The following is a 12,291-nucleotide window of genomic DNA, read 5'->3' as shown; positions in this document are numbered from 1 at the left end:
CAAGGGGGCACCCCCTACGATCGTCGGGTGATGTCCGAGGCGTCGTCCCCGTCCTACCGTGTTCCCGAGAAGCCGGCCCTCGAGGGCCTCGAAGCGAAATGGCAAGCCCGGTGGGAGGCGGAAGGCGTCTACCGGTTCGACCGGACGCGCCCGCGCGAGGAGGTCTACGCCATCGACACGCCGCCCCCGACGGTCAGCGGCTCGCTGCACGTGGGGCACGTCTTCTCCTACACGCACACCGACGCCATCGCCCGCTACAAGCGGATGCGGGGCTTCGCCGTCTGCTACCCGATGGGCTGGGACGACAACGGCCTGCCCACCGAGCGTCGCGTCCAGAACTACTACGGCGTGCGCTGCGATCCGTCGCTGCCGTACGAGCCCGCCTTCGAGCCGCCGGCCACGCCGGGCAAGCAGCCGATCTCGGTGTCGCGGCCGAACTTCATCGAGCTCTGCACGCGCCTGACCGAAGAGGACGAGAAGGCCTTCGAGCACCTCTGGAGGTACCTCGGCCTGTCGGTGGACTGGTCGATGACCTACGCGACCATCGGCAAGCGGGCGCAGAAGATCTCGCAGCTGGCGTTCCTCCGCCTGCTCGAGAAGGGCCAGGCCTACCAGCTCGAGGCGCCGACGCTGTGGGACGTGGACTTCCGCACCGCCGTCGCGCAGGCCGAGCTCGAGGACCGGCAGATGCCCGGCGCGTACCACAAGATCCGGTTCGCGCGCGCCGACGGCCAGGGCTTCGTCGAGATCGACACGACCCGCCCGGAGCTGATCCCCGCCTGCGTCGCCCTCGTCGCGCATCCCGACGACGCCCGCTACCAGCCGCTGTTCGGCACCGAGGTGATCTCGCCGCTGTTCGGCGTCAAGGTGCCGATTCGGCCGCACCATCTCGCCGATCCCGAGAAGGGCACCGGCATCGCGATGATCTGCACGTTCGGCGACCTCACCGACGTGATCTGGTGGCGTGAGCTGAACCTGCCGGTGCGCTCGATCATCGAGGCCAACGGCACGCTGCGCCCGATTGTCTTCGGCAGCGAGCAGTGGCCGTCGGTGGACGTGGCGCGCGCCGAGGCCGCGTATGCGCCGCTGGTGGGGCGTGGCGCGTCGCAGGCCCGGACGCGGCTGGTCGAGCAGCTCAAGGAGTCGGGCGACCTGATCGGCGAGCCGCGGCCGATCACGCACGCGGTGAAGTTCTTCGAGAAGGGCGATCGCCCGCTCGAGATCGTCACGAGCCGACAGTGGTTCATCCGCACGATGCCGCACCGCGACGCGCTCATCGCGCGCGGCCGCGAGCTCGAGTGGCACCCGTCCTACATGCGGGCGCGCTTCGAGAACTGGGTCGAGGGCCTGAACGGCGACTGGTGCATCTCGCGGCAGCGCTTCTTCGGCGTGCCGTTCCCCGTGTGGTACCCGATCGCGCCGGACGGCACGGTGCGCTACGACCAGCCGATCCTGCCCTCCGAGGCACAGCTGCCGATGGACCCGTCGACCGACGTGCCGCCCGGCTACGACGCCGCGCAGCGTGGCGTGCCGGGCGGCTTCGTGGGCGACCCCGACGTGATGGACACGTGGGCGACGTCCTCGCTGACGCCGCAGATCGTGGCGCAGTGGGGCGACGACGAGGACTTCTTCGGGCGCGTGTTCCCGCTGGACCTGCGCCCGCAGGCCCACGACATCATCCGCACGTGGCTCTTCTCGACGGTGCTGCGCGCCCACCTCGGCCACGACGTGCTGCCCTGGAAGCACGCGGCGATCTCCGGCTGGGTGCTCGATCCCGACCGCAAGAAGATGTCCAAGTCGAAGGGCAACGTGGTGACGCCGATGGGCCTGCTCGAGGAGCACGGCTCCGACGCGGTGCGTTACTGGGCGGCCAGCGGCCGGCCGGGCGCCGACACGGCCTTCGACACGGGCCAGATGCGGGTCGGCCGTCGGCTCGCCATGAAGCTGCTCAACGCGGCCAAGTTCGCGCTGGCCCGCACCGAGCCGACCGGTGCCATCACCGCGGCGGTCGATCGCGGCCTGCTGACGCGCCTGGCGGCGCTGGTCGGCGAGGCCACGCAGGACCTCGAGGACTACAACTACACGCGGGCCCTCGAGCGCTCCGAGCAGTTCTTCTGGGACTTCTGCGACAACTATCTCGAGCTCGTGAAGGCGCGCCGCTATGGCGACCTCGGCACCGAGGGCCAGGCGTCGGCCAACGCCGCCATGCTCGTGGTGCTCGACACGCTGCTGCGGCTGTTCGCGCCGTTCCTGCCCTACGTCACCGAGGAAGTGTGGTCGTGGTGGAAGGAGGGGTCGGTGCATCGCGCGGCGTGGCCCTCGGCCGACGGCGTGCTGGCGTCGCTCGGCGGGGCGGGCGACGCGGCCGGCGAGGAGGCCCTCGCGATGGCATCCTGGGCGCTCGGCGAGATCCGCCGCACCAAGTCCGAGGCGAAGAAGCCGCTCCGCACGCCCGTGGTGGACTTCCACGTCACGGCGCCGGCGGCCGATCTGGCGGCCTTCGAGGCGGCGCGCACCGACGTCGCGGCCTCGGGGTTCGTGCAGCAGGTGCGCACCAGCGAGGGCGAGGCCCGCACGGCGACGGTCGAACTCGGCGAGCTCGAGCCGAGCCCGAAGGAGGTCGGCGCGTGACGTCGCCTCCGGTGCCCCTCGATCGCGCGCTCTACCGCGAACTCGTGCGCCGCGCCCTGGCCGAGGACCTCGGTTGGGGCGATGCGACCACCGAGGGGACCATCGAGGAGCACCAGCGTGGCGTCGGTCGGTTGCTGGCCAAGCAGGACTGCGTGATCGCCGGGCTCGACGTCGCCGAGGAGACGTTCCTGCAGCTCGATCCCGCGTCGACGATGGTCCGTCACCACGACGACGGGGCCTGGTGTCCCGCCGGTACGCTGGTGGCCGAGGTCACCGGACGGGCGCGCGCGCTGCTCACCGCCGAGCGGACGGCCCTCAACTACCTGCAGCGCATGTCCGGCATCGCCACCGTGACGCGCCGCTACGTGGAAGCCGCCGCCGGCTCCTCGCTCACCATCCTCGACACGCGCAAGACGACGCCGACGCTGCGCGTGCTGGAGAAGTACGCCGTCCGGGCGGGCGGCGGCACGAACCATCGCTTCGCACTCGACGACGGCATCCTGATCAAGGACAACCACATCGCCCTGGCCGGTGGTGTCGCCGTGGCGTTGCAGCGGATGCGCGACGCAGGCCTCGACATGAGCATCGAAGTCGAGGTGCGCACGCTCGAGGAACTCGACGTCGCCCTCGGCGCAGGCGCCACGCGCATCCTGGCCGACAACATGGACCTCGCGACGCTTGCCGAGGCGGTGCGCCGCGCCAGGGGGCGCGCCCAGATCGAGGTGTCGGGCGGCGTCACCCTGGATCGCATCCCGGCGATCGCGGCGACGGGCGCCGACTTCGTGTCGGTCGGCGCGCTGACCCACTCGGCGCCTGCGGTCGACCTCAGCTTCAAGATCGCGCCCGCCCCGTGAGCGCGTCCCTCGACGCCTGGCTGGAGGCGGTGCGTGCAGGCGTCGAGCGCGCTGCCACGCATGGCGACGCCTTCGCGCGGCACGTGTCGGTGCGGGCCACCACCGGTTCCACCAACGACGACGTGGCGCGCGCCGCCGCAGAAGGCGCGCCGGAGGGCTACACCGTGATTGCCGCGGAGCAGACTGCCGGCCGTGGCCGTCGCGGCGCCGCTTGGCATTCGCCCGCGGCGCACGGCCTCTACGTGTCGACGTTGCTGCGTCCGGACCGTTGGCCTGCCATGCGCCAGGACCCGGCCTCGCCGGCCTCGTCGCTCGTCACGCTGATGGCCGGCGTCGCCGTGGTCGAAGCGGTGCGCGACGTCTGCGACGTCCCGGTCGAACTGAAGTGGCCCAACGACGTCATGGTCAGGGGAGAAGCGGGAAGCGGGAAGCGGGATTCGGGAACAGGGGAGTCCGCCTTCGCGCCTCCCGCTTCGGCCGGACACGGCGGGCCCCCTCAGGGCGCCGGCCCTCGGTGGCGCAAGCTCGCGGGCATCCTCGCCGAGGGTTCCAGCGACGGCGGCGTGCTGCGGAGCGTGGTGCTCGGCATCGGCATCAACGTGCGTCCGGCCGAGGCGCCGCCCGACGTCGCGGCGCGGATGATCACCCTCGAGGAGCTTGCCGGTCCGCTGGCGGGTGGTTCGCTCGCCATGGCGAGCCAGGTGGTGGAGGCGCTGCTGGGGCGGCTCGCGGCCGGCACGATGGCACTGGCCGCCGGCGACGTGGCGCGGGTGCGCGAGGCCTGGCTGGCCGCCGCGCCGAGCGTCGACGGCACGCCAGTCCGCTGGCATCATCACGGCGTGACGCACAGTGGCCGCGCCCGCGGGATCGACGACGCCGGTGCCCTCCGCGTGCAGGTCGCGGCATCGGCCGAGGTGCTCGTGCACGGCGGCGACGTCGAGTGGTTGCTGGAGGGCGCGCGATCATGAGTCGTCATGACGCGCCCGCGGCGCCGCCCGCCGACGCCACCACCGACATCGGCGCCTACTGCCGCGCGGTCGAGGCCCACCTCTGTCGCGTCAACGGCGGGCACCTGGTCCGGATTGTCGGACCTGCCTTCGAACTGGTCGCGGGTTGGGCCCGTGAGGGCGTGCCGCTGCGCGTTGCGCTGCACGGCGTGGACCGCACCATCACCCGCCTCACGGCGAAGGGACCGCGCCGCCGCCCGGTGCGGATCGAGTTCTGCGAGGCCGACGTGCGCGATGCGTTCGACCAGTGGCGCCGCGCCGTCGGCGTGCACGCGGCTGCCGCCGCCGCGCCCTCCGAGGTGGTGAGCGCCGATGCCGATCAGCCGGCCGCGACGCGTGGCCGCTCGCTGCCCAGGCACATCGAGCGGGTCCTGGTGCGGCTCTCGTCGGTGGCCGCCGCGACCGAACTGCCACCCGACCTGCGCCAGGCCATCGACCGGGCCATCCGCGAGGTGGACGCGCGCCTCGACGCTGCACGTGGCGCGCGCGCCGAGGCGCGCACGTCCATCGTCGCCGACCTGCAGGCGGTCGAGGCGGCGCTGACCGTCGCCGCCGTGGCGTCGCTGCCGGCGGCGATCCGTGCGGACGTCGACGCGCAGGTCGCGCGCGAACTGGCCGCCTACCGCGCGCAGTTGCCCGCCGCGGCGTACCGGGAGGCGGAGGCCGCACTGCGCGGCGACCTGGCGCGGAAGCACTTCAGCCTGCCGCAGGTGCGCATCGATGGCTGAGGATCACGTGCACGAGGTGCTGCTCGAGAAGCCGGTGGCCGGCGGCCGGTCGCTGGCGCGGGTCGATGGCCGCGTGGTCCTCGTGAGCGGCGGCATCCCCGGAGAGCGCGCCACGATCCTGGTCGAGAAGACGGGGAAGGGCGTGGCGTTCGGTCGGGTCGTCGACGTGCTGGATCCCTCGCCGGATCGCGTCACGCCTTCCGGGGATCCACGCTGCGGGGGACTCGTCTTCGCGCACGTCGCCGCGCCGCGACAGCTCGACATCAAGCGCGCCATCGTGCAGGACGCGCTCGAGCGCATCGGCGGCCTGCGCGACCTTCCTCCCATCGACGCCGTCGCGTCGCCGGCGACGGGCTGGCGCCTGCGGGCGCGCCTGCACGTGCAGGGCCGGCGCGTCGGGTTCTTCCTCGAAGGCACGCACACGCTGTGCGATGCCGGCGCCAGCGGGCAACTCGCGCCCGGCCTGCTGGACCTGGCGGCGGAGGTGGTCGCGCGGCTGCGGCCCGAGGTCGTGCCCAGCGTCGAAGCCGTGCTCGTGACGCAGGCGGTGAGCGGGGATGGGCGCGCGGTCCACCTCGAACTGTCGCGGCCGCTGCCCCGCCATGGCGAGGTGTGGTCCGATGGGGCGCCCCCCGACTGCGCGGGCGTCAGCGCCGCCCTGGCCTCGTCCAGGCATCCCTCGACCATCGAGGGTGACCCGCGGGTGCGCGACGCATGGACCTCCCTCGGCCTGCAGGTCGACGACGCTGTCGCCGGCATCGCGCGCCACGCCGCGGCGTTCTTCCAGGGCAACCGGGTGTTGCTGCCGGCCCTGCTTGCGCGCGTGCTCGGTGCGGCCGCCGACGCGCCCCGGGTCGTCGATCTCTACGCGGGGGTCGGGCTGTTCGGGCTCGCGGCTGCGGCCCGTGGCGCCGGGGCGGTGACGTGCGTCGAGGGCGACCCCATCAGCGCCGAGGATCTCGTCGCCAATGCCACGGCGTTCGGCTCGCGCGTGCGCGCGGTGCGTGGCGACGTGGAGGGGTTCGTCGCGGGCGAGGGGAGCCGCCTGGCCGACGCCTGCGTGATCGTCGATCCGCCGCGCACGGGGCTGTCGCCGGTGGCGCTCGGCGCCGTCGCGGCGGCGCGCCCATCGACGGTGGCGTACGTGTCGTGCGACCCGGCCACGCTGGCCCGCGACCTCAAGGTGCTCGTCGCGCAGGGGCTCGCCGTCGAGACCGTGACGGTCTTCGACATGTTCCCGGTCACCGCGCACGTCGAGGCGCTGGTGGTCCTCCGCCGCACGTAGCGGATCGCCTGGGCGTCGCGCGCCAACGGCGCCTCGGCGGCGCGGTGCGCCACGCGTCGTCGATCAGTTACGTGTGTGCGAGGGCGCGGCGCTCCGTGGCCAGCGCGAACAGGCGGAACAGCGGCAGGAACTCGCCCGTCTTCCAGAAGTTCTCGGGGTGCCACTGCACGCCGACGCAGAACGGCGACGAGGTGGCCTCGATCGCCTCGACGATCCCGTCAGGCGCATGCGCGGCGACGACCAGGCCGTCGCCAATCACCTTGGCCGCCTGGTGATGCCGGCTGTTGACCTGCGTGGCCATGCCTGCAGACACGGCGCGCGCCAGGTGCGTCCCCGGCAACACGTCGAGTCCGTGCGCCATCGTCGTGAGCGTGTCGTCCACCGCGTGCGGCAGGGCAACGGGCACCTGCGACGGGAGGTCCTGGATGAGCGAGCCACCGGCAGCGACGTTCAGGACCTGCATCCCGCGGCAGATCGCCAGCAGCGGCACGCCGTCGTGCAGGCAGCGGCGCGCCAGGGCGATCTCGAAGGCGTCGCGCGCGTCGCCGGCCAGGCGGCACGTCGGGTGGATCCCCTCGCCGTACAGGGCCGGGTCGACGTCGGGACCGCCGGCCAGCACCACGCCGTCGGCGCCGAGCAGGGCGCGCGCCGGATCGCCGTCCCCGGGCGCCACGGCGCACACCTCGACGTCGACCGCCGCGAGCGACTTCAGGTAGTCCTCGTCGCGACTGCACTGGACGTAGACGACACGCGGGCGCGAGGTCACATGCGCCCCGGCACGACGGCGCCCATGAGGTCGAGCGCGCGCGTCATCTGCTGGCGGAAGTAGCTCACCGCCGCGGCCCGCCACAGTCGCACGTCCTCGCGCTCTTCCGAGAGGATCGGGCACTTGTGGTAGAAGCCGCTGAACGCCTGCGCCAGCCCGAACGCGTACTTGGCGACCACCGAGGGCTCGAGGCTGCGGACGGCGGCCTCGACGGTCTCGTCGAGGCGGGCGCAGGCCAGCACGAGGTCCCACAGCGCATCGGCCGGCTCGCCGCCCTCGATCAGGTGCGCCTCGGGCAGGGAAGCCAGCCGCGCGGCCAGCGTGTCCTCCCCGACCTGATCGCGTTCGCGGAGCTTGGCCAGGATGTTGCCTGAACGGACCGCCGCGTACTGCAGGTACGGCCCGCTCTCGCCCTCGAAGCTGAGCGCCTCGTCGATGTCGAAGGCGATGATCTTGGTGCGCGAGAACTTCACCATGAAGTACCGCACCGCCGCGATCGCGATCGCCTCGGCGGTCTGGCGCGCCTCGGCCTCCGACTGCCCGGCGTTGCGCTTGCGCACCTCGTCGAGGGCCTTGTCGACGAGGCGATCGAGCAGGTCGTCGGCCTTGACGCCCAGGCCCTTGCGGCCCGACACCTCGACGAACGGCTTGCCGTCGGCGTCGGCCTCGTACCCGAGCTCACGGGCGGTCTTGTGCGAGAGCGCCACCATCTCGTACGAGAAGTGAATCGACTGCTCCGCCTGCGTCCGATGCCCCATCGTCGCCAGCGCCTGCTTGAGCAACTGCTGCAGGTACGACTGGCGCGTGTCGATCACGTTGATGACCGTGCCGGCGCGGCCGAACCCGGGATGGGGCTCGGTGCCGCCCGTGGTGGTGGTGGCCCAGAGCGTGTCGCCGGCCAGCCGCGTGGCGAACGGGCGGTACGCGAAGTCCTTGCCGAGCAGGCCGAACTTCCAGAACTGGTTCGCGATGTCCTTGCCGACGTAGGTCACCGTGCCGTTGGAGCGGACGATGACCTTCTCGCGCGGGTTGACGCCGTCGGCGTCCGCGTCCGCGCCCTCGGGGCCCTCGACGTCGGCGGCCTCGCCCTGGGCGAGCGTGGAGTCGACGTCCTCGTCGATCTCCATCACCCAGCACCCCTTCAGCTTGCCCTCCGTCTGCAGGTAGACCGTGCCGTTCTTCTTGAGGATGTCGAAGGCCGTGGCCCAGAACTGCAGCCGCAGGATGTCGCCTTCCCACGACAGCAGGTCGTAGTCGATGCCGAGTCGGGCCATCGTGCGCAGGTGGCAGCGGACGATGGCGTCGGCGATCACCGCCCCCATCTCGGCGCTCGTGCCCTCGCCGTGTTCGATGGCGTGCAGCGTGCGCGCCCGGATCCCGAGGCGGGTGCTGCGGTCGGCCTCGTACCACTCGGTGACGCGGGCGTAGAGGTCCCAGCAGTAGTAGTCGAACTTCTCGCCCGCGGCGAGCGCTCGCACCTCGTCGAGGCCCTTGCCCTCGAGCTGCTCGAAGCCGACGACGACGTCGGCGACCTGCACGCCGGTGTCGTCGATGTAGTTCTGGATCTCGACCGGCGTGCCGAGGAAGCGCAGCAGGCGGCCGATCGTGTCGCCGAGGATGGCGTTGCGGAGGTGGCCGATGTGGGCCGCCTTGTTCGGGTTGATGGCCGTGTGCTCGACGATGGTCTTGGCGCGGGCCGGCAGGTCCTCGGCGGCGACGGGCCGGCCGAGGTGCGTGCGCAGGAACGCGGCGCGATCGAGATGCACGTTGATGTACCCGCCGCCGACTGCCTGCACGCTCCGCACGCCCGGGATGGCAGGCAGCGCGGCGACGATCTCCTGCGCGATCGCCCGGGGCGCCTTGCGGAGCACACGCGCGAGCTCGAAGGCGCACGGCAGGGCGAGGTCGCCGAGGGCGCGGGTCGGCGGGGTCTCGACGACGAGGGTCGCCGGCACGGCCTCGGGGCCGTAAAGTGTTGTCAGCGTGTCTCGTAGCGCCGCTCGCACGGCCTGCTGCAGAGGCAGGATCATCGGTTTGACTCGGTCAGATCAGTGGGTTAGCATGCCGGGCAGTCGTGCTCCGCCATCTCGAGCGCCCGCGCATAGGTAAGCGGATCGTTGACGTTCCACAGGGCGCCAGGCGGAGGCGCCGCTTCGGCGGCGACCCACGCGCACGGCGCCAGGTCCTCCAGCGCCCGCACGCGGCGCGTTCCCCGTTCGAACCACTCGCGCAGGATCGGGGCGGTCTCGCGCCGCACCGACAGGCACAACGGCACCCGGCCATCCGGGGCCTGCACGAGCGCCACTGCGGCCTCCGCGCCAGCGCGCCGCACCTTGCCGAGCAGGGAGCCTGGGATGAAGGGCAGGTCGACCGCCAGCAGCAGGGCGTACGGCGTGTCGATTGCCTCGAGGGCCGTCAGGATTGCGCCGAGCGGACCCTCTCCCGGGGCGGCATCGGCCACCTGCGCCACGCCGGCCACCGGAGCGCCGCCGACGACCAGGCGACCAGCGGTGAACGGCGCCAGCGCATCGAGCGCCCGCGCCAGCAGGGTGCGGCCACCCAGGGGCAAGCGGGTCTTGTCCACGCCGCCGAATCGCCGGCTGCGGCCACCGGCCAGGACCACGCCGGTCCACTGGTCGGCCTGGCCCTCCGGACGCCCACTCACCGCGAAAACGTTACCAGAAAATGAGTGAGGCGAGAATCGACCGGCTGCTCGCCGCGGCCCTCCACCAGGCCATCGCGGACCTGCTCCCGATGCGGCTGGAGTTCTACGAGAGCTACCTGCGGCCGCGCGGCTGGCGGGAAGATGCGGTCAATCTCGCCCCGGTCACCGCCGTCCTCAGCTTCCTGCGCCACGAGGAAGAGGCGCCCTACGACGCGGTGATGACGCAGGCCGCCACGTACGCCGCCGAGTGGTGGCTGGCCGGGCAGGGCTGGGCCGCGAGGCAGGGAGGGCAGTTCCTGCCGGTGACGCTGCGACTCCGGCAGGTCGGCAAGCAGGCCCGTCGCCACTTCGAGCACGCCTACCGCGGCACCAGGGTCCGCACCCGGGTGCGGCAGCGGCGGCTGGAGATCGAGATCAAGGGGTCGATCTTCTGCAACCAGCGTGACCCGTCGACCGGGCCGCATTGCCGCTACTACGTCGCGTTCCTCGAGGCGCTGGTCGCCCGCGACCCCGTGGCCTACGCGGGCAGCGTCGTGACGTGCCGGGCGCAGGGGGGCGATGCGTGCGTGATCGCGCTCGAGCCGCGCGAGGAGGCCGCGTGATCCGGTGGGTGCTGCTGGCCTGTGTGCTGCTGGGGAGCGTGGTCGCCCCCGCGGCTGCGCAGGGGCCGTCCGTGCAGCCCTCCGTGCTGGTGATGCCGCTGCGGTCGGCGGGGCAGGATCCCCGGACGCTGTGGCTCGGCGAGGGCGCGGCCCTGCTGATCGGCGACGCCCTGACCGCCCTCGGGCGCCCCGCCGTCCCGCGCACCGATCGCGTTGCGGCCTTCGATGCGCTCGAGTTGCCTGCCGACGGGGAGTTGTCGCGGGCGACGCTGTTGCGGGCCGCCCAGGTGATCGGCGTGCGCGAACTGGTGACCGGCAGCGTCGACATCACCGGCGACACCCTCACCCTGGCCGTGCGCGTGGTGCAGGTCGAGGCGGGACGAGGCTTTCCCGAGATCCGCGAGCAGGGGCCGTTGCGCGACGTCTTCGCGATCGCCACGCGCGTCGCCGCGGCCATTGCCGGCGTCCCGCCCGGCGCCCCGCCGACGTCGAGCGAAGGGCCGCCCTCGCTCGAGGTGTTCGAGTCCTTCGTCAAGGGCCTGGTGGCCGAGACGCCGGCCACGCAATTGCGCTTCCTCGAGCAGGCGGTACAGGCGGCGCCCGGCTATGCCCGCGCGCACCTGGCCATCTGGGAGGTGTGCACCGACGAGGAGCAGCACGCGCGCGCGCTGGCGGCCGCCCAGGCGGTGCCGGCGTCGTCGCGGTGGCACCGTCGGGCCCGCTTCGCCGCGGGACTGTCGCTCATCCACCTGAAGCGCTGGGACGAGGCCTTCACCGCGTACAAGACCCTGCTGGACGAGTCGGCCACCGCCGCGGTGTACAACAACCTCGGCGTCATCCAGGCCCGCCGAGGAAGCGTGACTCCTCAGTCGGGGAAGTCGACCTGGTACTTCACCAAGGCCACCGAGGCAGCTCCCGAGTCGGCCGACTACGTGTTCAACCTTGGCTACGCCTATTGGCTCGACAAGGACGGGCCCGCGGCCATCTACTGGCTTCGCGAGGTCGTCCGTCGGCGCCCGGCCGACGGTGAGGCGCACTTCGTCCTCGCGGCTGCCCTGCAGGGCGCGTCGAGCACGGCGGAGGCCACGCGCGAGCGCGACCTGGCCCGCCAACTGTCGTCGCGCTTCGATGAATGGGAGAAGCGTCCCCGTGAGGACGGCGTCGGCGGCGTGCCACGCGGGCTCGAGCGCCTCAGCAGCGCCGAGACGCTGCCGGTGCGCGTCGATCCGGCGCTGGTCACCGCGACGCAGCAGGAGTATCAGCAACTGGCCCGCTTCCACTTCGATCGCGGCCAGCGGCTGGCCGAGCAGCAGCAGGATCGGGAGGCGATCGCCGAGTTCCGCAAGTCGCTCTACCTCTCGCCCTACGATGCCGAGACGCACCTGGCGCTCGGCCGGGTCCTCTTGCGAAGCGGCCGTCTGCGCGACGCCGCCGAGTCGCTGAAGATCTCGCTCTGGAGCGCGGAGAGCCTCGAGGCGCGCCTGCTGCTGGCCGAGGCGCTGCTGTCGTCGGGTGATGCCGCGGCAGCCTTGCCGCACGCCGAACGGGCCGCGCAGTTGGCGCCAGAGTCGGCCGACGCGAAGGCCCTGTTGGCCCGGGTGCGCGCCACACCCCCTGCCAAGCCTTGAGCCTTCGTCCTTCTGCCTTTGCCCTTCGGTCTTGGGCCTTGGGCCTTGGGCCTTGGTTCCTTGACCGTAGGCCGCAGGCCGTAGGCTGTAGCCCTGAGCCCCCTGAGCCCCCTGAGCCGTGAGCC

The 12,291-nt window shown here is 72.5% G+C and carries 10 protein-coding genes; 7 read left to right on the top strand and 3 right to left on the bottom strand.

All coding sequences use genetic code 11. The features are described 5' to 3' along the window. Positions 1-30: 30 nt before the first annotated feature. Genes valS through TBR22_RS16915 form a run of 5 tightly spaced genes read left to right on the top strand, consistent with a single transcriptional unit; the run spans position 31 to position 6,505 of the window. Positions 31-2,631 (top strand): valine--tRNA ligase, encoded by a 2,601-nt coding sequence (gene valS / locus TBR22_RS16935; RefSeq protein ID WP_239489026.1) that lies wholly within the window; start codon positions 31-33, stop codon positions 2,629-2,631. After that, positions 2,628-3,485, top strand: coding sequence for a carboxylating nicotinate-nucleotide diphosphorylase (nadC, locus tag TBR22_RS16930; protein WP_239489025.1), 858 nt, complete (start codon positions 2,628-2,630; stop codon positions 3,483-3,485). Before valS ends, nadC begins: the two co-directional genes overlap by 4 nt. Beyond that, on the top strand, positions 3,482-4,453 hold the full coding sequence (locus TBR22_RS16925; RefSeq protein ID WP_239489024.1) for a biotin--[acetyl-CoA-carboxylase] ligase: 972 nt from the start codon (positions 3,482-3,484) through the stop codon (positions 4,451-4,453). Before nadC ends, TBR22_RS16925 begins: the two co-directional genes overlap by 4 nt. Further along, entirely contained in the window at positions 4,450-5,220 is a 771-nt protein-coding gene (locus TBR22_RS16920) for a hypothetical protein (RefSeq protein ID WP_239489023.1), read from the top strand. Before TBR22_RS16925 ends, TBR22_RS16920 begins: the two co-directional genes overlap by 4 nt. Continuing rightward, complete coding sequence (locus TBR22_RS16915; RefSeq protein ID WP_239489022.1) at positions 5,213-6,505, top strand: class I SAM-dependent RNA methyltransferase; 1,293 nt, start codon at positions 5,213-5,215, stop codon at positions 6,503-6,505. The genes TBR22_RS16920 and TBR22_RS16915 overlap by 8 nt, the downstream gene beginning before the upstream one ends. A gap of 67 nt (positions 6,506-6,572) precedes the next feature. Here the strand turns inward: TBR22_RS16915 and TBR22_RS16910 are convergent, their stop codons facing one another. The 3 genes from TBR22_RS16910 to TBR22_RS16900 are packed head-to-tail and all read right to left on the bottom strand — an operon-like array spanning position 6,573 to position 9,936. Further along, positions 6,573-7,271 (bottom strand): gamma-glutamyl-gamma-aminobutyrate hydrolase family protein, encoded by a 699-nt coding sequence (locus TBR22_RS16910; protein WP_239489021.1) that lies wholly within the window; start codon positions 7,269-7,271, stop codon positions 6,573-6,575. Beyond that, on the bottom strand, positions 7,268-9,301 hold the full coding sequence (locus TBR22_RS16905; RefSeq protein WP_239489020.1) for an arginine--tRNA ligase: 2,034 nt from the start codon (positions 9,299-9,301) through the stop codon (positions 7,268-7,270). Before TBR22_RS16905 ends, TBR22_RS16910 begins: the two co-directional genes overlap by 4 nt. Positions 9,302-9,327: 26 nt before the next feature. Next, positions 9,328-9,936 (bottom strand): molybdenum cofactor guanylyltransferase, encoded by a 609-nt coding sequence (locus TBR22_RS16900; RefSeq protein WP_239489019.1) that lies wholly within the window; start codon positions 9,934-9,936, stop codon positions 9,328-9,330. 20 nt (positions 9,937-9,956) lie between these two features. Between TBR22_RS16900 and TBR22_RS16895 the strand changes: the two genes are divergently transcribed. Together TBR22_RS16895 and TBR22_RS16890 are read left to right on the top strand one after the other, a co-directional pair. Then, positions 9,957-10,538, top strand: a complete 582-nt coding sequence (locus tag TBR22_RS16895; protein WP_239489018.1) for a hypothetical protein — start codon at positions 9,957-9,959, stop codon at positions 10,536-10,538. Further along, positions 10,535-12,166, top strand: coding sequence for a tetratricopeptide repeat protein (locus TBR22_RS16890; protein WP_239489017.1), 1,632 nt, complete (start codon positions 10,535-10,537; stop codon positions 12,164-12,166). The genes TBR22_RS16895 and TBR22_RS16890 overlap by 4 nt, the downstream gene beginning before the upstream one ends. The last annotated feature ends 125 nt before the right edge of the window (positions 12,167-12,291 follow it).

Source organism: Luteitalea sp. TBR-22, from assembly GCF_016865485.1.
Classification (GTDB): domain Bacteria; phylum Acidobacteriota; class Vicinamibacteria; order Vicinamibacterales; family Vicinamibacteraceae; genus Luteitalea.
Note: the sequence above shows the minus strand (reverse complement) of the source record. Positions and strands in the feature narration are given on the sequence as shown.